Annotated in this window: 21 protein-coding genes; 17 read left to right on the top strand and 4 right to left on the bottom strand. The window is 66.1% G+C overall.

The features are described from left to right. Positions 1-15: 15 nt before the first annotated feature. Positions 16-774, bottom strand: a complete 759-nt coding sequence (locus BSY239_RS10925; protein WP_069046871.1) for a 3-hydroxyacyl-CoA dehydrogenase — start codon at positions 772-774, stop codon at positions 16-18. A gap of 139 nt (positions 775-913) precedes the next feature. Between BSY239_RS10925 and ppk2 the strand changes: the two genes are divergently transcribed. Next, positions 914-1,819: a polyphosphate kinase 2 gene (ppk2, locus tag BSY239_RS10920; protein ID WP_069046870.1), complete on the top strand. Its 906-nt coding sequence runs from the start codon at positions 914-916 to the stop codon at positions 1,817-1,819. Between the two features lie 206 nt (positions 1,820-2,025). Here the strand turns inward: ppk2 and BSY239_RS10915 are convergent, their stop codons facing one another. Next, positions 2,026-3,081: an extracellular solute-binding protein gene (locus tag BSY239_RS10915; RefSeq protein ID WP_069046869.1), complete on the bottom strand. Its 1,056-nt coding sequence runs from the start codon at positions 3,079-3,081 to the stop codon at positions 2,026-2,028. A gap of 82 nt (positions 3,082-3,163) precedes the next feature. Between BSY239_RS10915 and BSY239_RS10910 the strand changes: the two genes are divergently transcribed. Further along, positions 3,164-4,126 carry a patatin-like phospholipase family protein gene (locus tag BSY239_RS10910; protein WP_083239924.1) on the top strand — a complete coding sequence of 321 codons (963 nt, stop codon included), beginning with the start codon at positions 3,164-3,166 and terminating at the stop codon, positions 4,124-4,126. 199 nt (positions 4,127-4,325) lie between these two features. Here the strand turns inward: BSY239_RS10910 and BSY239_RS10905 are convergent, their stop codons facing one another. Beyond that, positions 4,326-4,868, bottom strand: a complete 543-nt coding sequence (locus BSY239_RS10905) for a phasin family protein (RefSeq protein ID WP_069046868.1) — start codon at positions 4,866-4,868, stop codon at positions 4,326-4,328. A 257-nt stretch (positions 4,869-5,125) separates the two neighbouring features. Between BSY239_RS10905 and BSY239_RS10900 the strand changes: the two genes are divergently transcribed. From BSY239_RS10900 to BSY239_RS10840, 13 genes are all read left to right on the top strand, one after another. Beyond that, on the top strand, positions 5,126-6,121 hold the full coding sequence (locus BSY239_RS10900; RefSeq protein ID WP_069048930.1) for a histone deacetylase family protein: 996 nt from the start codon (positions 5,126-5,128) through the stop codon (positions 6,119-6,121). Beyond that, positions 6,118-6,567, top strand: a complete 450-nt coding sequence (locus BSY239_RS10895; protein ID WP_069046867.1) for an acyl-CoA thioesterase — start codon at positions 6,118-6,120, stop codon at positions 6,565-6,567. The genes BSY239_RS10900 and BSY239_RS10895 overlap by 4 nt, the downstream gene beginning before the upstream one ends. Beyond that, positions 6,564-7,286, top strand: coding sequence for a nitroreductase (locus tag BSY239_RS10890; protein ID WP_069046866.1), 723 nt, complete (start codon positions 6,564-6,566; stop codon positions 7,284-7,286). Before BSY239_RS10895 ends, BSY239_RS10890 begins: the two co-directional genes overlap by 4 nt. Before the next feature lie 42 nt (positions 7,287-7,328). Continuing rightward, positions 7,329-7,676 carry an FKBP-type peptidyl-prolyl cis-trans isomerase gene (locus BSY239_RS10885; RefSeq protein ID WP_069046865.1) on the top strand — a complete coding sequence of 116 codons (348 nt, stop codon included), beginning with the start codon at positions 7,329-7,331 and terminating at the stop codon, positions 7,674-7,676. A 5-nt stretch (positions 7,677-7,681) separates the two neighbouring features. Continuing rightward, positions 7,682-8,680 (top strand): 2-hydroxyacid dehydrogenase, encoded by a 999-nt coding sequence (locus BSY239_RS10880; protein ID WP_069048929.1) that lies wholly within the window; start codon positions 7,682-7,684, stop codon positions 8,678-8,680. A gap of 7 nt (positions 8,681-8,687) precedes the next feature. Further along, the gene (locus BSY239_RS10875) at positions 8,688-10,064 is read left to right on the top strand and encodes a DNA recombination protein RmuC (protein WP_069046864.1); all 1,377 of its coding nucleotides are present in this window, start codon (positions 8,688-8,690) and stop codon (positions 10,062-10,064) included. Beyond that, positions 10,061-11,242, top strand: coding sequence for an MFS transporter (locus BSY239_RS10870; RefSeq protein WP_442905794.1), 1,182 nt, complete (start codon positions 10,061-10,063; stop codon positions 11,240-11,242). The genes BSY239_RS10875 and BSY239_RS10870 overlap by 4 nt, the downstream gene beginning before the upstream one ends. A 95-nt stretch (positions 11,243-11,337) precedes the next feature. Then, a complete protein-coding gene (locus BSY239_RS10865) occupies positions 11,338-14,169 on the top strand; it encodes a monovalent cation/H+ antiporter subunit A (protein ID WP_069046863.1) in 2,832 nt (943 codons plus the stop codon). A 2-nt stretch (positions 14,170-14,171) separates the two neighbouring features. After that, the gene (locus BSY239_RS10860; RefSeq protein WP_216637524.1) at positions 14,172-14,507 is read left to right on the top strand and encodes a Na+/H+ antiporter subunit C; all 336 of its coding nucleotides are present in this window, start codon (positions 14,172-14,174) and stop codon (positions 14,505-14,507) included. Beyond that, complete coding sequence (locus BSY239_RS10855) at positions 14,507-16,156, top strand: monovalent cation/H+ antiporter subunit D (RefSeq protein WP_069046861.1); 1,650 nt, start codon at positions 14,507-14,509, stop codon at positions 16,154-16,156. The genes BSY239_RS10860 and BSY239_RS10855 overlap by 1 nt, the downstream gene beginning before the upstream one ends. Further along, entirely contained in the window at positions 16,153-16,698 is a 546-nt protein-coding gene (locus BSY239_RS10850) for a Na+/H+ antiporter subunit E (protein ID WP_069046860.1), read from the top strand. Before BSY239_RS10855 ends, BSY239_RS10850 begins: the two co-directional genes overlap by 4 nt. After that, positions 16,695-16,970, top strand: a complete 276-nt coding sequence (locus tag BSY239_RS10845; protein ID WP_069046859.1) for a K+/H+ antiporter subunit F — start codon at positions 16,695-16,697, stop codon at positions 16,968-16,970. Before BSY239_RS10850 ends, BSY239_RS10845 begins: the two co-directional genes overlap by 4 nt. A gap of 9 nt (positions 16,971-16,979) precedes the next feature. Then, positions 16,980-17,321, top strand: coding sequence for a Na+/H+ antiporter subunit G (locus BSY239_RS10840; RefSeq protein WP_069046858.1), 342 nt, complete (start codon positions 16,980-16,982; stop codon positions 17,319-17,321). Here the strand turns inward: BSY239_RS10840 and BSY239_RS10835 are convergent. Further along, a complete protein-coding gene (locus BSY239_RS10835; RefSeq protein ID WP_172823096.1) occupies positions 17,260-17,937 on the bottom strand; it encodes a TetR family transcriptional regulator in 678 nt (225 codons plus the stop codon). The genes BSY239_RS10840 and BSY239_RS10835 overlap by 62 nt on opposite strands. A 152-nt stretch (positions 17,938-18,089) precedes the next feature. On the opposite strand from BSY239_RS10835, the gene BSY239_RS10830 reads away from it, so the two are divergent. Both BSY239_RS10830 and BSY239_RS10825 read left to right on the top strand, forming a co-directional pair. Then, complete coding sequence (locus tag BSY239_RS10830) at positions 18,090-19,343, top strand: efflux RND transporter periplasmic adaptor subunit (protein ID WP_083239923.1); 1,254 nt, start codon at positions 18,090-18,092, stop codon at positions 19,341-19,343. A 12-nt stretch (positions 19,344-19,355) separates the two neighbouring features. Beyond that, entirely contained in the window at positions 19,356-22,502 is a 3,147-nt protein-coding gene (locus tag BSY239_RS10825) for an efflux RND transporter permease subunit (RefSeq protein ID WP_069046856.1), read from the top strand.

Genomic DNA, 22,502 nt, shown 5'->3' with positions numbered 1-22,502 from the left:
GTCGACCTCTCGGGCTCAGCGTGGTGCCAGGCGGATGGCGCCGTCGAGGCGGATCACTTCGCCATTGAGCATGTCGTTTTCGATGATGTGTTTGGCCAGCTTGGCGTAGTCGACCGGAGTGCCCAAGCGGCTGGGGAAGGGCACGCTGGCGGCCAGTGCATCTTGCACCTCCTGCGGCATGCCGAACAGCATGGGCGTGCCGAAGATGCCGGGGGCAATCGTCATGTTGCGGATGCCGTTGCGCGACAGATCGCGCGCAATCGGCAGCGTCATGCCCACGATGCCGCCCTTGCTCGCCGCGTAGGCCGCCTGGCCGATCTGGCCGTCATAGGCCGCCACGCTGGCGGTGCTGATCATCACGCCGCGCTCGCCGGTGGCTTCGGGCTCGTTCTTGCACATCGCATCGGCCGCAAGGCGGATCATGTTGAAGCTGCCCACCAGGTTGACCATGATGGTCTTGGTGTAGACGCCCAGGTTGTGTGCGCCGTTCTTGCCCACGGTTTTCTCGGCCGGCGCAATGCCCGCGCAGTTCACCAGGCCCATGAGCTTGCCCATGGACAAGGCTTGGGCCACCACGGCCTGGCCGTCGGTCTCGCTGCTCACGTCGCACTTCACGAAAACACCACCGATCTCCTTGGCCACCGCTTCGCCTTTTTCAGCCTGCATGTCGGCAATGACGACCTTGCCGCCGTTGGCCGCGAGCATGCGTGCCGTGCCTTCGCCCAGCCCCGACGCGCCGCCGGTGACGATGAAAACCTTGCCTTGAATGTCCATGGTGTGCTCCTGTGTCGTTGAAATGGTCTTTGACGTTGACGTAAACGTCAATCAGCGCTGGATTATGCGGCAGGTGTCGGTCACGAGCTTGTCACCGACCGCACCTAGTCTGAAGGCTTTTGCCCTCACGGAGTCCCCCATGTTCGACAGTCAGGACGAGTTGCTGCGCCGCATCCACACCGATTTGATGGACGGTTACGACGAAGAGCTGGAGATGGAAATCGAAGACCGCGTCGACGAATCGCAAGACGCCGAGGTCCTGAAGCGACACAAAGCCGAACGGCAGCAGTACTTTCGCGAGCTGTTCCGCCTGCAGGCCGAGCTGGTGAAGCTGCAGGACTGGGTGGTCGCCACCGGGCACAAGGTGGTGATCATCTTTGAAGGCCGTGACGCGGCGGGCAAGGGTGGCGTGATCAAGCGCATCACCCAGCGCCTGAACCCGCGCGTGTGCCGTGTGGCCGCGCTGCCCGCGCCCAACGACCGCGAGCGCACGCAGTGGTACTTCCAGCGCTACGCGGCGCACCTGCCGGCGGCGGGTGAGATGGTGTTGTTCGACCGCAGCTGGTACAACCGCGCCGGCGTGGAACGGGTCATGGGTTTCTGCAGCGAAGAGCAGTACGAGGAGTTTTTCCGCTCCGTGCCCGAGTTCGAAAAGATGCTGGTGCGCTCGGGCATCCAGGTCATCAAGTACTGGTTTTCCATCTCCGACGAAGAGCAGCACCTGCGTTTTCTGGGCCGCATCCACGACCCACTCAAGCAGTGGAAGCTCAGCCCCATGGACCTGGAAAGCCGCCGCCGCTGGGAGCTCTACACCCAGGCCAAAGAGGTGATGCTGGAACGCACCCACATCCCCGAATCACCCTGGTGGGTGGTGCAGGCCGACGACAAGAAAAAGGCGCGGTTGAACTGCATTCACCACCTGCTGCACCAGATGCCCTATGGCGAGGTCGAGCGACCCACCATCACGCTGCCGGAACGCGTGCGGCACGAGGGCTACCGTCGCCACCAGGTGCCGGGCGAGATTTACGTGCCCCAGGTGTATTGAGAAGCACCCCCGCCGCGCTGCGCGCGACCCCCTCAAGGGGGCGATGCCTGTGGCCTGGCAGAGCCAGTTCCACGGCATCCTCGATCACAGACACTTCGCGCCGGCGGGGATGTACGCCCAGGGCATCGCGGAACCGGCTTTGCCGGGCCGCAGATGCCGCCCCCTTGAGGGGGTGACGCGCCGCAGGCGCGGCGCGGGGGTGCCGATTATTTGTAGCCCACGCGGTCGAGCATCTGCTGCACTTTGGTCATGTTCTTCGCCACCGAGGCCAGCGGCACGGTTTCGGCCTTGAAGTTGTCACCGCCCATGGCCTTGATGGCTGGATTCGCGACCTTCAAACCTTTGACCGCCGGGAACTCGTTGTTGCCGTTGGCAAAGTAGTCCTGTGCAAACGGGCTGGCCAGGAACTCCATGAACTGGATGGCGTTGTCGCGGTTCTTGGCGTGCTTGGCAACGGCGGCGCCCGCAATGTTCACGTGTGTTCCGGTCGTGGCCTGGTTGGGGAACACCACGCGCACCTTCTCCATCACGGCGCGGTCTTCCGGCTTGTCGGATTTGATCAGGCGGGCCACGTAGTAGGTGTTGGTCAGCGCCACGCCACATTCGCCAGAAGCCACGGCCTTGATCTGGTCGGTGTCGCCGCCCTTGGGTGCGCGCGCCATGTTGTCCACCACGCCCCTGAGCCAGGCTTCACCCTTCTGGTCACCCAGGCGTTCGACCACGGTGGAGAAGAGCGAGAGGTTGTAGGGGTGCGAGCCGGAGCGGGTGCAGACCATGCCTTTGAGCTTGGGGTCGGCGAGTTGTTCGTAGGTCGCCACGTCGGCGGCTTTCACACGCATCGGGTCGTACACGATCACGCGTGCACGGGTGGAGAAGCCCGTCCAGGTCACGCCGCCTTCGCCGGGCGCGGCGCGCAAATTTGCCGGAATGGCAGCGTCCAGCTTGGCCGACTGGATGGGTTGGAACAGGCCCTGGCTGTCGGCTGAAGCCATGCGCGCAGCGTCCACCAGAAGGATCACGTCGGCGGGCGAGGCGGCACCTTCAGCGCGCAGCCGCGCCACAATGCCGGCGTCGTCCGCGTCCACGCGGTTGATCTTTATGCCCGTGGTTTTGGTGAAGGTGTCGTACATCACCTCGTCGGTCTGGTAGTGGCGTGCCGAGTACAGGTTGAGCACCTTGTCCTGCGCGAGGGCCTGGCCTTGCAGGCCGAGCGTCGTGGCCACGGCGGCCAGGGCAATCGAGAGTTGGCGGAACGAAGTCATGGAGATCCTCGGGAGTTGAAATGAAGGAAACAAGCGGTGCGGTCCGGGGGCCTTCCCCTGTTACCTGCCCGATAATGAGACGATGCTAACACTAACGCGAATTGTTCTCAATAAGTATTGCAACCTCTGGGGCTTTGCGCTGAGCCTGGGCTTTCTCGGCGCGTGTTCTTCGGTGCAAGGGCCGGTGGCGCTGCCGCCAGTGAGCCCGCCGCAGGTTCAGCCGCCCGTGGTGGCACCCGCCATGCGAGCGCCCCGGCTGGGCCTGGCCCTGGGTGGCGGTGCGGCGCGCGGCTTTGCCCATGTGGGTGTGATCCAGGTGCTGGAAGAAAACGGCATCCGCCCGGACTTTCTGACCGGTACCTCGGCCGGCAGCCTGGTGGCCGCGCTCTACGCCAGCGGGAAAACGCCCACGGAACTGGAGCGGGTGGCCATGAGCATGGACGAAGTGACGCTGACCGATTGGGCCCTGCCCATCCTGGGCCGTGGCCTGCTGCGCGGCGATGCGCTGGCGCGCTACGTGAGCCAGGCGGTGGACGGCCGCACGATCGAAAGCATGTCGCTTCCGTTGGGCGTGCTGGCCACCGATCTGGGCACAGGGCAGGGGGTCTTGTTCCGCCGGGGTGATGTGGCGCAGGCGGTGCGCGCGTCGAGCGCGGTGCCCGGGCTGTTCGCCCCGGTCGGGATTGCCGGGCGCGAGTATGTGGACGGCGGCCTGGTGGCGCCCGTGCCCGTGCAGCAGGCGCGCGACATGGGCGCCGAGGTGGTGCTGGCGGTGGACATCTCCAGTGCACCGGAGGGCAATCTGGCCGTGGGCAACATCCGCGTGCTGCTGCAGACCTTTGCCATCATGGGCCAGAGCATCAACCGCCACGAGCTGGCGACGGCCGATGTGGTGGTGCGCCCGGCGCTCGCCGGTGTGGGCAGCGCCGACTTTGGCTCGCGCAAACGCTCCATCGAGGCGGGCCGCGCAGCGATGCTGGCGGCTTTGCCGCAGCTCAAGAACCAGCTGGCCCGTCTGAAGCCGGCGAACGGCGCGCGCCCATAAAAAAAGCCCCAGCCTTGCGGCGGGGGCTTAAGGGGTCCGATGAAATCGAATTTCGAAAAGGACCCGAGGAGACAACCAGAAGAACGGGTTTGATCTGAAACCTGTTCCCGTGAGAGTCAGGCAGATCGTGCAGTGATGCTAGTTTGCGGCAGGGCTTCAAAACCCGAGCCGCCGATCAACGGCACGATCAACCGCTTGTTCAGCGCTTTTTGGCAACCGACTTCGAAGCGTTCACGGCGGAGGCCGTCACGGTGTTGAAGTTGGCTTCGGCCATTTCGGTGGCTTGCTTGACAGCCTTTTGCACCGATTCCATGGCGTTGTTGGCGGCGGACACGGCGCTCTTCATCACGGCCACGGCGGTTTCGGAACCGGCGGGTGCGTTCTTGGAAGCGTTGTCGACAACAGCCATGAATTTCTTCTGGGTGTCGCTGGCTTGCGCTTCAGCGGCTTTGCCGAATTCGGCGGTCGTGCCTTGGGCGATGTCGTACAGGTGGCGGCTGTAGGCCACGGTCTTTTCGGCCAGGGGCTGCATCAGGCTGGCTTGCAGCGTCAGCAGTTCCTGGGCGTCTTTGACGCTCAGCAGGGCCTGGGTGCTGTTGGCGGACTCGGACAGGGCGGCCTTGGTGGCTTGCACGTTGAGTTCAACCAGCTTTTCCACGCCTTCGAAGGCTTTCTGGGTCAGACCAAAGATGGTCTCGATGTTGGCTTTCTGGGCGGCAATCATTTGTTCGGCGGTCAGCATATTCGTACTCCTAAACTTGGGTAAAACAGGGTTTAGTTGAAGGCTGCTGGGAACACGGCGCTGTCTGGACGCTTTTGCTTTTTGTTCACATTGCTGCACTGCAACATAACCGCGATTATAGGGATAACCCTCGGCGGCGCAAGCGGTTTTTGCTGCGCTGCACCATTCTAGGCAGTGCGGCCTAAAAGTCGCACTCCGCCCATCGAATACCCCAGGCGGACACAATCCCGTGTCCCTCCTTCCTTGTGCGCACCGCCTTGCAAGCCTTCTACGCCGATCACTTTGTGTTGCCACTGCCCGCCGGGCACCGTTTCCCCATGGCCAAGTACGCCCGGCTGCGCGAACGCCTGGCCCGCGAGCTGCCACACGTGGAGCTGCGCGAGGCCCAGCCGGCGAGCGACGGCGAACTGGCGCTGGTACACACCCCCGCCTACATAGAGGCCGTTCGCAGCGGCACTTTGGCACCGGCCGCCCAGCGCGAGATCGGCTTTCCGTGGAGCCCGGCCATGGCCGAGCGCGCGCGCCGATCGGTGGGTGCCACGGTGCAGGCCTGCCGCCGAGCCTTGGGCGGTGCTGGCCTGGCGGCCAATCTGGCCGGTGGCACGCACCACGCGTACGCCGACAAGGGCAGTGGCTTCTGCGTCTTCAACGATGCCGCCGTGGCCGCCCGGCTGATGCAGGCCGAACATGCGCGCGCGAACCGGGCACGCGGCATGCTGCGCGTGGCCATCGTTGATCTCGATGTGCACCAGGGCAATGGCACGGCAAAGATCTTTGCCCACGACGATTCGGTGTTCACGCTCTCGTTGCACGGAGCGAAGAACTTTCCGTTTCGCAAGGAGTCCAGCGACCTGGACGTGGAGCTGCCCGATGGCTGCGGTGATGCCGAGTACCTGGAGTCGCTGGAACGCGCACTGGAAGAGATGGAGCGTCGCTTCGAGCCCGGGCTGGTGATCTACCTGGCCGGCGCCGACCCGCACGAAGGCGATCGCCTGGGCCGTCTCAAGCTCTCATTCGACGGCATGGAGGCGCGCGACCGCCGCGTGATGGACTGGGCCTGGGTGCGGCGGCTGCCGCTGGCCTTCGTGATGGCGGGCGGCTATGGCACCGACATGGAAGCCACGGTGCAGGTGCAGATGAACACCTACCGCACGGCCCTCGAGTACCAGGGGCGTTGGCATCCCATGTCCACCCCGACTTTGACGGCCGCGACAGTGGGCGACGCGACCCGCTGGCACAATGCCGCGCCATGAGCAACCCAGCACCGGCCACGCGCCCGCAACCCTTGCCGCGCAGCGCCTACCGTGTGCTGCGTTCCATCACCACCCGCTGGGCCGACAACGATGTCTATGGTCACGTGAACAACGTGGTGTACTACAGTTGGTTCGACACGGCTGTGAATGCCCACCTGATCGAGCAGGGTGCACTCGACATTCACCGCGGACCGGTGATCGGCCTCGTGATCGAGACCCAATGCAACTACTTCGCACCCCTGGCCTTTCCGCAAACCGTGTGGGCGGGGCTTCGCGTGGCGCACCTGGGCACGTCCAGCGTGCGCTACGAAGTGGGTCTTTTCGCCGACGGCGGTGACCTGGCCGCGGCCTGCGGCCACTTTGTCCATGTGTACGTCGATCGCCACACGCGCCGGCCCGTGCCCTTGCCCGAGCCCTTGAAGAAAACCCTGGAGACCCTGCTATGAGCCACAACCCCACCGCGCCCGTGATCGACGCCGTCAGCGTCGACGCCGCGATCACCAGCCGCATGTCGGCGCGCGCCTTCCTGCCAAAACCGGTGCCGCGCGCCACGCTGGAGCACCTGCTGCAGGTGGCCAGCCGCGCGCCCTCGGGCACCAACACGCAGCCCTGGAAGGTGTATGTGCTGCAGGGTCAGAGCCGCAACACGCTGGTGGACAAGGTCTGTGCCGCGCACGACGCCTTGCGCGCCGACCCGGCGCTGGCCGCCGAGTACCGCGAGGAATACGACTACTACCCCGAAAAATGGGTCAGCCCCTACATCGACCGCCGGCGCGAGAACGGCTGGAGCCTGTACGGCCTGCTCGGCATCACCAAGGGCGACAAGGACAAGATGCACGCGCAGCACCAGCGCAACTTCCGCTTTTTCGACGCACCGGTGGGCCTGATGTTCACGCTGGACCGCGTGATGGGCCGCGGCTCGCTGGTGGACTACGGGATGTTCCTGCAGAACATCATGGTCGCCGCGCGCGGTCATGGACTGCACACCTGCCCGCAGGCTGCGTGGAACGGCTTCGCCAGGATCATCCTGCCGCACGTGGGTGCTGGCGAGAGCGAAATGCTGGTCTGCGGCATGGCCCTGGGCTACGCCGATCCGGCCGACAAGGTCAATGGTTTTCACACACCGCGCGAGCCCGTCGAGTCGTTCACGACCTGGCTGGAATAATCGCGCCTCTTTTCCTTTTTCATTTCAATCACAGGAGACACCATGATCACCACCCCCAGCGGCCTGCAATACGAAGACACCGTGGTCGGCAACGGCGAGGTCGCCCAGGCCGGGCGCCCGGTGCAGGTGCACTACACCGGCTGGCTGTTCAACGACGGCGTGCAGGGTTCCAAGTTCGACTCGAGCAAGGACCGCGGTCAACCGTTCGAATTTCCGCTGGGTGCCGGCCACGTCATCAAAGGCTGGGACGAAGGCGTGCAGGGCATGGCCGTGGGTGGCACGCGCCGCCTGGTGATTCCGGCCGCGCTGGGCTACGGTGCGCGCGGCGCGGGTGGCGTGATTCCGCCCAACGCCACGCTGCTGTTCGAAGTCGACCTGCTCGCGGTGTGATCGCCATGGCCAACAACACGGGCCGACCGGCCGTCTTCGTTTCCCGCAAGGTGTTTCCGGAAGTCATTGCGCGATTGAGCGAGCACTTCGATGTCGAGATGAACGACACCGACAGCGTGCTTTCCCCCGATCAACTGGCCCAGCGACTGCAGGGCAAGGTGGGCGTGCTCACCACCGGCAGCGAGCGCGTGGATGCGGCCTTGCTGGCGGCCAACCCGCAGCTGCGCATCGTGGCCAACATCGCGGTGGGCTTCAACAATTTCGACATGGCGGCGATCAACGCCGCCGGTGTGCTGGCGACCAACACGCCCGACGTGTTGACCGAAACCACCGCCGACTTCGGCTTTGCCCTGCTCATGGCCACAGCCCGTCGCGTCACCGAGAGCGAACATTTCCTGCGCGCGGGCCAGTGGAACAAGTGGAGCCTGGACATGTTTGCCGGCGCCGAGGTGCACGGCAGCACGCTGGGCATCCTGGGCATGGGCCGCATCGGCCAGGCGATTGCCCGCCGCGGCGCGCACGGCTTCGGCATGAAAGTGATCTACCACAACCGTTCAAAGCTGGCCCCCGAGCTGGAAGCCGAATGCAAGGCGAGCTACGTGGACAAGGCCACCCTGCTCAAGACCGCCGACCACGTGATGCTGGTGCTGCCTTACAGCCCGGAAGCCCACCACACCATCGGCGCTGCCGAGATCGCTCAGATGAAGCCCACGGCCACACTGGTCAACATCGCGCGCGGTGGCATCGTGGACGACGCCGCGCTGGCGCTGGCCTTGCGCAACCGTGTGATCGCAGCCGCCGGTCTGGACGTGTTCGAGGGTGAGCCCAAGGTGCATCCCGACCTGCTGACCGTGCCCAACGTGGTGCTGACTCCGCACATCGCCAGCGCCACCATGGGCACGCGCATGGCGATGGCCATGCTCGCGGCCGACAACGTGATTGCGTTCCTGACCACCGGCCACGCGGTGACGCCGCTCAACGCCGCAGCCGTCGCCAAGGCCTGACGCGCCGATGACCAGCGACACGCTGCTCTGGGGCCTGCTGGTCCTGCTGGTGCTCAACATCGCGCTGGTCGCGTGGCTGTTGCTGCGCCAGGCGCCGGTGGACACCGACGCACTGGCGCACCGGCAGCTGTTGCTGGCCCAACTGCAGCAACAGGGGCAGCGTGTGGAGCGGATCGAGGGGGAGTTGCGCCGCGAAATCAGCGAGACCTCACGCGGTGGCCGGCAGGAGATCCAGCAGACGCTGGCCACCTTCCAGGAAACGCTGATGGGCCAGTCGGCCGAGACCACACGCACGCAAAACGCCCAGCTCGACGGCTTTGCGCAGCAGCTCGTGCTGTTGCGCGGCACGCTGGGCGACACGCTCACGCGCACGCTGCAGGACATGGGCGAAGGCAACGCCAGGCGCTTGTCGGAGATCCGCACCACGCTGGACGCCCAGTTGCAGCAGCTGCAACAAAGCAACGCGGCCAAGCTCGACGAGATGCGCGCCACAGTGGACGAAAAACTGCAGACCACGCTGCAGGCGCGCCTGGGCGAGAGTTTCAAGCAGGTGGCCGACCGGCTGGAGCAGGTGCACAAGGGTCTGGGTGAAATGCAGACGCTGGCGCAGGGCGTTGGCGATCTGAAGCACCTGCTGTCCAACGTGAAGACGCGCGGCATGTTCGGCGAAGCGCAGCTCGCGGCCCTGCTCGAACAGGTGTTTGCGCCCGACCAGTACGCCACGCAGGTCATGACCAAGCCAGGCAGCCGTTTCACGGTGGACTTCGCCATCAAGATGCCCGGCCGCAGCGACGATGGGGCACCGTGCTGGCTTCCCATCGACGCGAAGTTTCCGAACGAAGACTACGAACGCCTGCTCGACGCACAACAGCGCGCCGATGCCGAAGGCGCCGAGATGGCCGCGCGCGGGCTGGAGCAGCGCATCAAGCTGGAGGCCAAGTCCATGGCCGACAAGTACCTGGAGCCGCCGCACACCACCGACTTCGCCATCCTGTTCCTGCCCACCGAAGGCCTGTACGCCGAGGTGCTGCGCCGGCCGGGCCTCATGGAGGTCCTGCAGCGCGAGTACCGCGTCACGCTGGCCGGGCCGACCACGCTCATGGCCATGCTCAATTCGCTGCAGATGGGCTTTCGCACGCTGGCGCTGGAGAAACGCTCCAGCGAGGTCTGGCAGGTGCTGGGTGCGGTCAAGACCGAGTTCGGCAAGTTCGGCGATGTGCTGGCCCGCGTGAAGAGCCAGACGCAGACGGTGCTCAACACCATCGACAGCGCCGAGACGCGCAGCCGCGCCATGGGCCGCGCGCTCAAGGCGGTGGAGGCGCTGCCGCAGGAGCAAGCCAGCGCCTTGCTTCCGCTGGACCCCAACGACACCGGGGACGCTTGAACCCGACCCTGCGGTCCGACCTGGCGCGGCTGATCGCTGCGCAGATCTGTCTGCACGCCTGCATGACCGGCTTTCGCATGGCAGCGCCACTCATGGCCCTGCGCGAGGGCTACAGCCCGGCCGCCGTGGGCATGCTGCTGGCGCTGTTCGCGCTGGCGCCGGTGTTCATGGCCTTGCCCGCCGGGCGCTATGCCGATCGGCGTGGTCTGAAGAAGCCGGTGGCGATGGCGGTGGGCGTGGCGTCTGCGGGTGCCGCCGTGTCGGTGGCCTTTCCGGTGTTCGGTGTGTTGTGCCTCACCGCGCTCGCCTGCGGCGCCGCCACGGGGCTGGCCATGATCGCGCTGCAGCGCCATGTGGGTCGGCTCGCCAACGGCCCGACCGAGCTCAAGCAGGTGTTCAGCTGGATGGCGATCGGGCCTTCGATCTCCAATTTCCTCGGACCGTTTGCCGCCGGCGTGATGATCGACAGCTTCGGCTTTCGCGCGGCTTTCCTGTTGCTCGCACTGCTGCCCTCCCTGGCCTGGGTCTGGATACGTCACACGGTGGAACACGAGCCGGTGGCGCCCGGGTTGCGGCAGTCCAGCGGCTCCTCTTGGAACCTGCTGAAAGACAAGGGCTTTCGCAAGCTGATGCTGATCAACTGGATGCTGTCGTCGTGCTGGGACGTGCACACCTTTCTGGTGCCGGTGCTGGGACACGAGCGCGGCTTGAGCGCCACGGTGATCGGCTCCATCCTGGGTGCGTTCGCGCTGGCGGCCACCGCCATCCGCCTGCTCATGCCCTGGCTGGCCGCGCATTTGCGCGAGTCGGTGGTGATCGGCTCGGCCATGTGCGCCACGGCGCTGCTGTTCGCCGTGTACCCGCTGGTCCAGGCCGCGTGGGCCATGGCGTCGCTGTCCATCCTCCTGGGCCTGGCGCTGGGGTCGGTGCAACCCATGATCATGAGCACGCTGCACCAGATGACACCGCACCACCGCCACGGCGAAGCGCTGGGCCTACGCGCGATGGCCATCAACGGATCGAGCGTGGTGATGCCCTTGCTGTTCGGCTCCGCCGGTGTGCTGGTGGGTGTGGGGGCGGTGTTCTGGATCGTGGGTGCGGTGGTGGGGGCGGGTTCTCCGTTGGCCTGGACTTTGCGTTCGTTCAGTCCACCCGCGCCGCAGCGCGTCGATCCCTGAGCCTGCGCCGCGTCGGCGTGGGGACATGCGGCGACCGCGTCAGGGTCCTGCAAAAACCGCCTTTTAGAATCGACGGTTAACCTGAAAGACGTGCCGTGCTGTTGATCATTGTCCTGCTGCCACTCCTGTTGGGTACCCTGGCCACCTTGTGGCTCGGCTCCAAGTCCCGTTTGCTCACGGCCCTCGCGGCTGGTCTGGTCACACTGGCCAGTCTGCTGCTCCTCGTCTCGCACGCCCCGACCGTCATGGCCGGCGGTGTTGTCATGAACAGCTGGCAGTGGGTGCCCGAGATCGGATTGAACCTGGTGTTCAAGCTGGACGGCCTGTCGATGATGTTCGCCGGGCTGATCCTCTTCATCGGCCTGCTCATCGTCATCTACGCGCACTTCTACCTGAGCCCCAAGGACTCGGTGGCCAAGTTCTACAGCGAGATGATGCTGTTCATGGCCGCCATGCTCGGCGTGGTGCTGTCCGACAACCTGCTGCTGCTGGTGGTGTTCTGGGAGCTCACCAGCCTGTCGTCTTTCTTGCTGGTGGGTTTCTGGAGCCACCGCGCCGATGCCCGGGCCGGAGCGCGACAGGCGCTGGCCGTCACCGGTGGTGGAGGCCTGGCCATGCTGGGTGGCTTCGTGCTGCTGGGACAGATCGCCGGCACCTACGAGATCAGTGCCATGCTGGGGCAGGTGGCACAAATCCAGGCGCATCCGATGTTCGTGCTCGCGTTGCTGCTGATCCTGCTGGGCTGCTTCACCAAGAGCGCGCAGTTCCCGTTCCACTTCTGGTTGCCCGACGCCATGGCCGCGCCCACGCCGGTCTCGGCCTACCTGCACTCGGCCACCATGGTCAAGGCCGGGGTGTTTCTGCTCATGCGGCTCTACCCCATCCTCGCGGGGTCGGGCTGGTTCGAGGTGATCGTCACCACCACCGGTCTGGTGACGATGATCTTCGCGGCCTTCATCGCCATCTTCAAACATGATCTCAAGGGCCTGCTGGCGTACTCCACCGTCAGCCACCTCGGCCTGATCACGTTTCTGGTCGGTCTGGGCTCGCCGCTGGCGGCTGTTGCAGCCGTGTTCCACGTGCTCAACCACGCGACCTTCAAGGCCTCGCTTTTCATGATCGCGGGCATCGTCGACCACGAAACCCATTCGCGCGACATGCGCCAGCTCGGCGGCCTCTACAAGCTCATGCCCTGGGTGGCCACGCTGTCCATGGTGGCGGCCGCGTCCATGGCGGGTGTGCCGCTGACCAACGGCTTCCTGTCGAAGGAAATGTTCCTCACCGAGGCGGTGGTGGGCAGGGCCGGTGTGTGGGCCTGGCTGGTGCCGGTGGCGGTCACGCTGGGCAGCGTCTTCAGCGTGGCGTATTCGGTGCGCTTCATCCACGACACGTATTTCAATGGTCCGATCGGTGACGTGCCCAACCAGCATCCGCACGAACCGCCGCTGGGCATGAAGCTGCCCTCCCTGCTGCTGGTGACGATGTGCATCGTGGTCGGCCTCTTGCCTGCGCTCACCTTCGGCCCGCTGGTCGACGTGGCAGCCACCGCTTTGACGGGGCAGCCGTTGCCCGCCTACAAGCTCTCGATCTGGCACGGCTTCAACCTGCCGCTGCTCATGAGCGTGATCGCACTGGGTGCGGGCGCGGGCCTTTATTTCTGGCTGGCGCGCGGCAAGTGGCTGCACCGCATCAGCTCCGAAGACTGGTTCGGTCCGGCCACCGGGCGCCAGATGTTCGACGGCTTGATCGACGGCCTGTTCGCGTTGTCGGGACGTATCTCGGTCCGGCTGGAAAACGGTTCGCTGCAGCGTTATGTGGCCTGGCTGCTGGGGGCCGCGCTCGTGCTGGCCGCCATCCCCCTGGCCGGCAGCAACATCGGCACGGGCGAGCGCGAGCTGATGTCGGCGCCGCCGCTGGCCATCGCGGTCTGGTTGCTGCTGCTGGCCACCTGCGTGGCGATTGCGCTCACGCACCGTGAGCGCTTCCAGACCGTGGTGCTGGTGGGGGTGGTGGGGCTGGTCACGGCGCTCACCTTTGTGAGCCTGTCCGCGCCCGATCTTGCCTTGACCCAGCTCTCGGTCGAAGTGGTCTCCACCGTGCTGCTGCTCATGGGCCTGGCCTTGCTGCCGCAGCGTTCACCGAAAGAGACGAAGTCGGTCCACCGTCTGGGCCATGTGGCGCTGGCGCTGATCGCCGGTGCGGCCATGGCCGGTCTGTCCTGGCTGGTGCTCACGCGCGACTTCGAGTCCATCTCCTGGTACTTCCTCGAAAAATCGATCCCGGTCGGTGGCGGCACCAACGTCGTCAACGTGATCCTGGTGGACTTCCGAGGCTACGACACCTTTGGCGAGATCACGGTGCTGGGCATCGCCGCCCTGGGTGTGCTCGCGCTCATGGAAGGCATGCGCACGCGCCGCCCCACGGTGGACCCGGAAGGCCGCAACTGGACCTTTGCGGCGCAGCCACTGCTGCTGCGCGTGGCGGCGTCGGTGGTGCTGCCGCTGGCACTCGTCTTCACCCTCTACATCTTCATGCGCGGCCACAACCTGCCCGGTGGCGGATTCATTGCCGGCCTGATCACCGCGGTGGCGCTGGTGCTGCAGTTCATGGCGCTGGGGCAGACCCGGGCCGAGGCACTGCTGCAGGCCGGTGGTGGCCGCCGCTTCGTGGTCTGGATTGGTTCGGGCCTGGGCATCGCCGGGCTCACCGGTGTGGGGGCCTTCCTGTTCGGCCGGCCCTTCCTCACCAGCGCGCACGGTCACCCCCATGTGCCCTTGCTGGGTGAGCTGCCCTTTGCATCGGCCGCGTTGTTCGACCTGGGTGTCTACCTCACGGTCGTGGGTGCCACGCTGCTGACCATCTCGGTGCTGGGTACCGTGTCGCGCGAAGTGTCCGCGCCTGTTCAACCTTCCGGGAGTGCCGCATGAGCATGGAATTTCTCTTGGCCAGCGGCATCGGTTTTGTGACCGCCTGCGCGGCCTACCTGATGCTGCGCGGGCGCACCTTTTCGGTGGTGCTGGGTTTGTCGCTGTTCGGTTACGCGGTCAACGTGTTCCTGTTTGCGATGGGCCGGCTGTGGACCAACGCCCAGCCCATTCTGGTGGGCGAAGGACCGGTGGCCGACCCGCTGCCGCAGGCGCTGGTGCTCACCGCGATCGTGATCGGTTTTGCCACCACCGGCTTCGTGATCGAACTCGCCCTGCGCAGCCGCCACGAGAGCGGCACCGACCATGTGGATGGCCGTGAGCCCGGAGGGCGCGGCTGATGTGGGATGTGATCACTGCTTTCTGGCTGCAGCACGCGCCCGTGCTGTCGGTGCTGTTGCCCTCGTTCACCGCGGTGCTGTTGCTGCTGATCGGCGACCCCTCGGGCGTGTCGGCGCAAGGGGGCGGCCACGATGACGCGCGCCTGCGCTGGCGGCGGCGACTGTCCATGGCTTCGATGCTGCTGGGCGCGTTCATGGCCGCCGGCCTGGTGTGGCACGCCTCTCGAGGTGAACTGCTGGTCTACCAGCTCGGCGAGTGGCCTGCGCCGTTCGGCATCGTGCTGGTGGTGGACCGCCTGTCGGCGCTGATGGTGCTGCTCACCTATGCCGTCGCCGTGCCCGCCATGTGGTACGCCACCGGCGGCTGGGATGCCCGTGGCCGGCATTTCCACGCGCTGTTCCAGTTCCAGCTCATGGGCCTGTGCGGCGCCTTCCTCACGGGCGACCTGTTCAACCTCTTCGTGTTCTTCGAGGTGCTGCTCATCGCATCCTATGTGCTGCTGGTGCATGGGCAGGGCAAGGAACGGTTCCGCATGGGCGTGCACTACGTGGTGCTCAACCTCTCGGCCTCGGGCCTGTTCCTGATCGGCCTGGGCATGGTGTACGCCGTGACCGGCACGCTCAACATGGCCGACGTGGGGTTGCGCGTGGCGCAACTCACCGGCGATGCGGCGTTGATCGCGCGCGCTGCGGCGCTGATCCTGCTGGTGGTCTTCGGCCTGAAGGCGGCCATCGTGCCGCTGTACTTCTGGCTGCCCGCCACCTACGCCGCGGCCAGCGCGCCGGTGGCCGCGCTGTTCGCGATCATGACCAAGGTCGGCGTGTACAGCATCATCCGCGTGCACTGGGGCGTGTTCGGCGTGGAGGCGGGCGAAGCCGCGCTGGCCGCGCAAGGCTGGCTGCTGCCGCTGGCACTCACCACCAGTGTGCTGGGGGTGCTGGGCGCGCTGGCCGCGCACACCATGGCGCGCATGGTGGCCTACCTCACCGTGTCCTCGGTGGGCACCATCCTCGCGGGTGTGGGCCTGTTCACGCCGGCCACCTTGTCGGCCTCGCTCTACTACACCTTGCACAGCACGGTGGTGATCGCCGGCCTGTTCCTGCTGGTCGAACTCATGGCCTCGCAGCGCGGTGAAGCGCGCGACAAGCTGCAGCCCGCGGTGGCACTGCGCGAGCCGCTGCTGCTCGGTTTGATGATGATCTTCGGCGCAGCTTCGGCCGCCGGCCTGCCGCCGCTGCCCGGTTTTCTGGGCAAGCTGATGGTGCTGGAAAGCAGCTCGGGCCTGCCCGCCCAGGCCTGGGTCTGGACCGTCGTGCTGCTGGTGGGTTTCTTCTCCATCGTGGGACTGGCCCGTGCCGGCGTGGTGGTGTTCTGGCACGTGCAACCCGCGCAGGACGACGCCGGCAGTTCGGGCTCCAGCCTCAAGTTGTTGTCGGCCGTGTGGGCCATCATGCTGATGACCGTGGCCATGGCTGTGCTGGCCTCGCCCATCAAGCGTTACACCGACGCAGCCGCCGCCCAGCTCGCCGAACCGGCGGCCTATGTGCGCGCGGTGCTCGGGCCCGACCGGGCAAGCGCACCCACCATGCGACCTTATGACGGCGTGCGACCCGCGCCGGTCGTCAAGCCCCAGGAGGAACGCCCATGACCACCCCCACCACCGTTCGCCTGCCTGCCCGCAAGGCGGGCTGGTTCAACCACCCGGTGCTCTCGGTGCTGCTGGGGGTGAGCTGGCTCGCGCTGTCGCACAGCGTGGAGCTGGTGCACCTGCTCTCGGCTCTGCTCATCGGTCTCATCCTGCCGCGCCTGCTGCACCCGTTTCTGACCCCGGCGGACAACATCCAGTGGATGGCAGCGCTGCGCCTGACGGCGGTGGTGCTCAAGGACATCGTGCTGTCCAACATCACCGTGGCCCGGCTGGTGCTCGGTCCCATGAGCACGCCCCAGCCGGCCTGGCTGCCCGTGCCGCTGGCCACCGACCACCCGCGCATCAACGCGCTGTTCGCCACCATCATCACCACCACGCCGGGCACGGTGTCGTGCGTGATCGACGAGCAGCGCCACGAGATCCTGGTGCACGCGCTCAACTGCGACGACGCGCAGGCCATGATCGATGACATGAAGAACCGCTATGAAACGCCGCTGATGCAGATCTTCGGCCAGCAGGCGCGCAACGGGAGCACGACATGAACATCCTCGAGATCGCCCTGAACATCGCGCTGGCCGCAGTGACCATGTCCTTGCTGCTGTGCGGCTGGCGCCTGTTGCTCGGGCCCGAAACCACCGACCGACTGCTCGCTCTGGACACGCTCTACCTCAACACCGTGGCCCTCATCGTGGTGCTGGGCATGCGCTGGAACACCGCCCTGCTGTTCGAGGCCGCCTTGCTGGTGGCCATGCTCGGATTTGCATCCACCGTGGCGCTGGCCCGCTACCTCAGCCGCGGCGACGTGGTCGAATAAGGAGACAGCATGCATCCCGTCATCGAATGGACCGCCGCGATCCTGATCGTGATCGCCGCCTTCTTCCTGCTCGTGGGCGCCATCGGCCTGGCGCGCCTGCCCGACTTCTACATGCGCCTGCACGCTCCCACCAAGGCGTCCACGCTGGGCCTGGGTGGCGTATTGATTGCTTCGATTCTGGTGGCGGCGGCGCAAGGCCGTGCCGGTGTGGCCGAGCTGCTGATCACACTCTTTGTGTTCATCACCGCGCCGGTCTCGGCCAACCTCATGGCCCAGGCCGCGCTGCACCTCAAGCTGGCATCGCGCGCGCCGGTGCCGCGCGACGCGGTGCCCGAGCGGCGGGAAGGCTGAAGCCCAGGCCGGCGAGGTAGGCGTCCATGGTGTGGCGCCCGCTCTTCTCCAGGTCAAACGCCAACGGGTCCAGCAGCCAGTTCTGGATCAGCCCGTCCATGATCACGTGCAGGCCCAGGGCTGCGGTGGGCAAAGGCATGGGCAGCTTGATGTCTTCGCGGCGCACCACTTCGCGCAGTGCCTTCTCGGTCATGGCCACGCACTGGTTGCGCACCAGCAGGTGGCGGTCGCGCACCGCCTGCATCTCGCTCACATACTCCACCTTGTGCGTGGCCACCTCGAACACGCGGCGCGTCTGTTCGTCGGTGGCGGTCTGCTTGAGCGCGTTCATCATCGAATCGCGCAGCGAGAGCAGGGGGTTGTCGGCGGCTTCGGCCTTGCCCGCCGCGCAGGCCAGCGCGCCTTCCAGCGGCATGGTCACGCGCTCCATCATGGCGTTGAACAGGTCCGCCTTGTCCTTGAAATGCCAGTAGATGGCGCCGCGCGTGGTGCCCGCGGCGGTGGCGATGTCGTTGAGCGATGTGCGCGAAACGCCATGCGCCTGAAACAAATGCTCTGCAGCATCGAGCAGGGTGTTGCGGGTCACCAGCGCATCGGCTTTGGTGCGTCGAACCATGATGTTTGTCTCCAGAAAGCACGTCCTTGAGTGATCGCAGGACTATACATACATTCTTGTATGTATGTATACTTCGCCGCTTTGCGATGGATCAACAAGTCAGGTCATGGCCTGCTTGCCTGCCTCGCCCCCCTTCCATCCCAAGGATTCCCATGCCCGCCTTGAGCCCCATCAAGTCTGCGCCTGTCTCGCGCACCCGGTTTGTTTCGTCTCCCCCAAACCACCTGCTGCGAGGCCTGTCGGTGCTGGCGCTGGCGGTGGTGTTGAGCGCCTGCGGCAAGACCGAAGCCCCTGCTGCTGCCGGCGCCATGCCTGCGCCCGAAGTGGGCGTGATCACGGTGGTGCCCGGTGATGTGGGACTGGTGACCGAACTGCCGGGTCGCCTTGAAGCCTCGCGCGTGGCGCAGGTGCGGGCGCGGGCGGCGGGCATCCTGCAGGAACGGCTGTTCCGCGAAGGCAGCGATGTCAAGGCCGGCCAACAGCTGTACCGCATCGACGCGGCGCCGTATGCCGCCGCGTTGCAGAGCGCCCAGGCCGGTCTGGCCCGCTCGCAGGCCAACCTCACGCAGGCCACCGCGCTGGCCGAACGTTACGCACCGCTGGTGAAGGAAAACGCCATCAGCCAGCAGGAATACGCGAGCGCGGTGGCGGCGCAGAAACAGGCCGAGGCCGATGTGGCCGCGGGCCGGGCGGCTGTGCAGACCGCCAACATCACGCTGGGTTATGCGCGCGTGACCGCGCCCATCTCGGGCCGCATCGGCCGTTCGCTGGTGACCGAGGGTGCGTTGGTCGGGCAGGGTGAAGCCACCCAGCTCGCCGTCATCCAGCAGATCAACCCCATGTATGTGAACTTCACCCAGTCGGCCGCCGAGGTCTACCAGTTGCGCAAGGCCATGGACAGCGGCCAGCTCAAGGGCGCGGGCGCTCAGGCCGCGGCTGTGCAGGTGGTGATGGAAGACGGCAGCGTCTATGAGCAACCAGGCCGTTTGTTGTTCTCCGACCTCACCGTGGACAGCGCCACCGGTCAGGTGACGCTGCGTGCCGAAGTGCCCAACCCGGGCGGTCGCTTGTTGCCGGGGCTTTACGTGCGCGTGCGGCTGGAGCAGGCCACGGCGGGCAACGCGATCACGCTGCCGCAGCAGGCGGTGACGCGTTCGGCCCAGGGCGACACGGTGTCGGTGGTGGACGCCGAAGGCAAGATTGCCAAGCGAAAGGTCAAGGTTGGTGGTCAGCAGAACGGTCGCTGGGTGATCCTGGACGGGCTCAAGGCGGGTGAGCAGGTCATGGTCGACGGTTTCCAGAAACTGCAGATGATGCCGCCCGGCACGCCGGTGAAGGCTGTGCCGTGGCAAGCGCCCGGCAGTGCACCGGCCGCGACAGCGCCAGCGCCAGCGGCTGCGAAGTAAGGAGCGCCCGACATGGCGAAATTCTTCATCGAACGGCCCATCTTCGCGTGGGTGATCGCGCTCTTCATCATGGTGATGGGCGCGGTGTCCATCACGCAGCTGCCGATTGCGCAGTACCCGCCGGTGGCACCGCCCTCCATTGTCATCAATGCTTCTTACCCGGGCGCTTCGGCCGCCACGCTGGAAAACAGCGTGCTGTCGGTGATCGAGCAGGAAATGAACGGCTCGCCCGGCCTGATCTACATGGAGTCGGTGGCGCAGGCCAACGGCACGGGCAGCATCACGCTGAGCTTCGAGACCGGCACCGACGCCGCGCTGGCGCAGGTGGACGTGCAGAACCGCCTTTCGCGCGCATCGCCACGCCTGCCCGCTGCCGTGACGCAGCAGGGCGTGCGCGTGGACCGCTCGCGCAGCAACTTCCTGCTGTTCGCCATCCTGTCCAGCGACGACCCCGCCTGGAATCCGGTGGCCCTGGGCGACTACGCATCGCGCAGCGTGGTGCCCGAGCTGCAACGCCTGCCCGGCGTGGGTCAGGCGCAGCTGTTCGGCACCGAGCGCGCCATGCGCATCTGGATCGACCCGGCCAAGCTGCTCGGCTACAACCTGAGCGCGGCCGATGTCACCAATGCCATCCGCGCGCAAAACGCGCAGGTCTCGGCGGGTGAGATCGGCGCCTTGCCCAACGTGGGCGGCCAGAGCATCGCGGCCACCGTGGTGGTCAACGGCCAGCTGGCCAATGTGGAACAGTTCGGCAACGTGGTGCTGCGCGCCACGGCCGACGGCGCCACCGTGCGCCTGAAAGACGTGGCCCGCATTGAGCTGGGTGCGCAGGCCTACGCCACCTCGGCGCGCCTGAACGGCAAGCCGTCCACCGGCATCGGTGTGCAGCTCTCGCCGAGCGGCAACGCGCTGGCCACGGCCGACGCGGTGCGCGCCAAGATGACCGAGCTGGAGCGCTTTTTCCCCGCCGGCATGACCTGGGCGATCCCCTACGACAGCTCGCGCTTCGTGAGGATCTCCATCGAGCAGGTGGCCATCACGCTGGCCGAAGCCATGCTGCTGGTGTTCCTGGTGATGTTCCTGTTCCTGCAGAACATCCGCTACACCATCATCCCCACCATCGTGGTGCCGGTGGCGCTGCTGGGCACGTTCGCCGTGCTGCTGGCCATGGGCTTCTCCATCAACGTGCTCACCATGTTCGGCATGGTGCTCGTGATCGGCATCGTGGTGGACGATGCGATCGTGGTGGTGGAGAACGTCGAGCGCATCATGAGCGAGGAAGGTTTGCCGCCGCTGGAAGCCACGCGCAAGGCCATGACCCAGATCTCCGGCGCCATCATCGGTGTGACGGTGGTGCTGATCTCGGTGTTTGTGCCGCTGGCCTTCTTTGCCGGTTCGGTGGGCAACATCTACCGCCAGTTCTCGGCGGTCATGGGTGTGTCGATCGCGTTTTCGGCGTTTCTTGCTCTCTCGCTCACACCCGCCCTGTGCGCCACGCTGCTCAAGCCGGTGGAAGCCGGTCACCACCACGAGAAGAAGGGCTTCTTCGGCTGGTTCAACCGCGGCTTTGCGCGCACCGCCAAGGGCTACGAAGGGGGCGTGGCCAAGCTGCTGCCGCGCGCCGGCCGCACCCTGGTCATCTACCTGGCCATCGTCGCCGCTGCGGTGGTGGTCTACATGCGCCTGCCCACCTCGTTCCTGCCCGGTGAAGACCAGGGCACGATGCTGGTCAATGTGCAGCTGCCGCCCGGCGCCACGCAGGAGCGCACGCTCGAAGTCATCAAACAGGTGGAGGGCTTCATCCTCAAGCAGCCCGAGGTGCAGAGCATGGTCGGCGTGCTCGGCTTCAGCTTCTCCGGCCAGGGCCAGAACGCCGCGCTGGCCTTCATCACGCTCAAGGACTGGAAGGAACGGACGGCAGAGGGCAGCTCGGCGCAGGCGGTGGCCGGCCGGGCGTTCGGCGCGCTCTCGGGTGTGCGCGATGCGTTCATCTTGCCGCTGAGCCCGCCTCCCATTCCCGAACTGGGTTCGTCTTCCGGCTTCAGCTTCCGCCTGCAAGACCGGGGAGGTCTGGGTCGTGAGGCGCTGCTGGGCGCGCGCAACCAGCTGTTGGGCCTGGTGTCGCAAAGCAAGGTGCTGGCCCAGGTGCGCCCGGACGGACTGGAAGACGCGCCGCAGTTGCAGATCGATATCGACCGTGACAAGGCCAATGCGCTGGGCGTGGGGTTCGATGCGATCAACGCGGCCATCGGTACCGCGCTGGGCTCGACCTACGTGAACGACTTCCCCAATGCGGGGCGCCTTCAACGCGTGGTGGTGCAGGCCGACGCGCCGGCGCGCATGCAACCCGACGACCTGCTGCGCCTGAACGTGGTCAACAACAAGGCGCAGGCCGTGCCCCTTTCGGCGTTTGCCTCCACCAAATGGATCACCGGTCCGATGCAGACGGTGCGCTACAACGGCTACCCGTCCATGCGCATCAGCGGCAGCGCAGCGCCCGGCGCCAGCACCGGCGACGCCATCGCCGAGATGGAACGGCTGGCGGCCCAGCTGCCGCAAGGCATTGGCTACGAGTGGACCGGTCAGACGCGTGAGGAAAAGCTGGCAGGTTCACAAGCCATCGTCCTCTACGCCTTCGCCATCCTGGCGGTGTTCCTGTGCCTGGCCGCGCTCTACGAGAGCTGGACGATCCCGCTGTCGGTGATTCTGGTGGTGCCGCTGGGTGTCATCGGAGTGCTGCTGGCCACCTTGTTCCGCGGGTACTCGAACGACGTGTATTTCCAGGTGGGGCTGATCACCATCATCGGTCTGTCGGCGAAAAACGCGATCCTGATCATCGAGTTTGCGAAAGACCTGCAGGCGCAGGGCAAGGGCGTGATCGAGTCGGCGCTGGCCGCAGCCCACCTGCGTTTCCGCCCCATCGTCATGACCTCGCTGGCGTTCACCCTGGGCGTGTTGCCGCTGGCCCTGGCCTCCGGCGCAGGCTCGGCCAGCCAGCGCGCCATCGGCACCGGCGTGATCGGCGGCATGCTCACCGGCACGGTGCTGGCGGTCGTGTTCGTGCCGATCTTCTTTGTGGTGGTGCGCACGCTGTTCAAAGGCAGCGAGCGACAACGCCAGCGTGATGCCGAGCAGGCGCAACAACACGGAGTGCACTGA

This window comes from Hydrogenophaga sp. RAC07 (genome assembly GCF_001713375.1).
In the GTDB taxonomy this organism is placed as follows: Bacteria; Pseudomonadota; Gammaproteobacteria; order Burkholderiales; family Burkholderiaceae_C; genus Hydrogenophaga.
This window is presented reverse-complemented; position numbering and strand designations above follow the sequence as displayed.

Coding starts and splice junctions, on each gene's coding strand:
- BSY239_RS10860 (WP_216637524.1), top strand. CDS start 14,172: ATGGAATTTCTCTTGGCCAGCGGCATCGGTTTTGTGACCGCCTGCGCG.
- BSY239_RS10875 (WP_069046864.1), top strand. CDS start 8,688: ATGACCAGCGACACGCTGCTCTGGGGCCTGCTGGTCCTGCTGGTGCTC.
- BSY239_RS10910 (WP_083239924.1), top strand. CDS start 3,164: ATGCTAACACTAACGCGAATTGTTCTCAATAAGTATTGCAACCTCTGG.
- BSY239_RS10925 (WP_069046871.1), bottom strand. CDS start 774: ATGGACATTCAAGGCAAGGTTTTCATCGTCACCGGCGGCGCGTCGGGG.
- BSY239_RS10835 (WP_172823096.1), bottom strand. CDS start 17,937: ATGGTTCGACGCACCAAAGCCGATGCGCTGGTGACCCGCAACACCCTG.
- BSY239_RS10825 (WP_069046856.1), top strand. CDS start 19,356: ATGGCGAAATTCTTCATCGAACGGCCCATCTTCGCGTGGGTGATCGCG.
- BSY239_RS10890 (WP_069046866.1), top strand. CDS start 6,564: ATGAGCCACAACCCCACCGCGCCCGTGATCGACGCCGTCAGCGTCGAC.
- ppk2 (WP_069046870.1), top strand. CDS start 914: ATGTTCGACAGTCAGGACGAGTTGCTGCGCCGCATCCACACCGATTTG.
- BSY239_RS10905 (WP_069046868.1), bottom strand. CDS start 4,868: ATGCTGACCGCCGAACAAATGATTGCCGCCCAGAAAGCCAACATCGAG.
- BSY239_RS10855 (WP_069046861.1), top strand. CDS start 14,507: ATGTGGGATGTGATCACTGCTTTCTGGCTGCAGCACGCGCCCGTGCTG.
- BSY239_RS10880 (WP_069048929.1), top strand. CDS start 7,682: ATGGCCAACAACACGGGCCGACCGGCCGTCTTCGTTTCCCGCAAGGTG.
- BSY239_RS10895 (WP_069046867.1), top strand. CDS start 6,118: ATGAGCAACCCAGCACCGGCCACGCGCCCGCAACCCTTGCCGCGCAGC.
- BSY239_RS10915 (WP_069046869.1), bottom strand. CDS start 3,081: ATGACTTCGTTCCGCCAACTCTCGATTGCCCTGGCCGCCGTGGCCACG.
- BSY239_RS10850 (WP_069046860.1), top strand. CDS start 16,153: ATGACCACCCCCACCACCGTTCGCCTGCCTGCCCGCAAGGCGGGCTGG.
- BSY239_RS10885 (WP_069046865.1), top strand. CDS start 7,329: ATGATCACCACCCCCAGCGGCCTGCAATACGAAGACACCGTGGTCGGC.
- BSY239_RS10840 (WP_069046858.1), top strand. CDS start 16,980: ATGCATCCCGTCATCGAATGGACCGCCGCGATCCTGATCGTGATCGCC.
- BSY239_RS10830 (WP_083239923.1), top strand. CDS start 18,090: ATGCCCGCCTTGAGCCCCATCAAGTCTGCGCCTGTCTCGCGCACCCGG.
- BSY239_RS10845 (WP_069046859.1), top strand. CDS start 16,695: ATGAACATCCTCGAGATCGCCCTGAACATCGCGCTGGCCGCAGTGACC.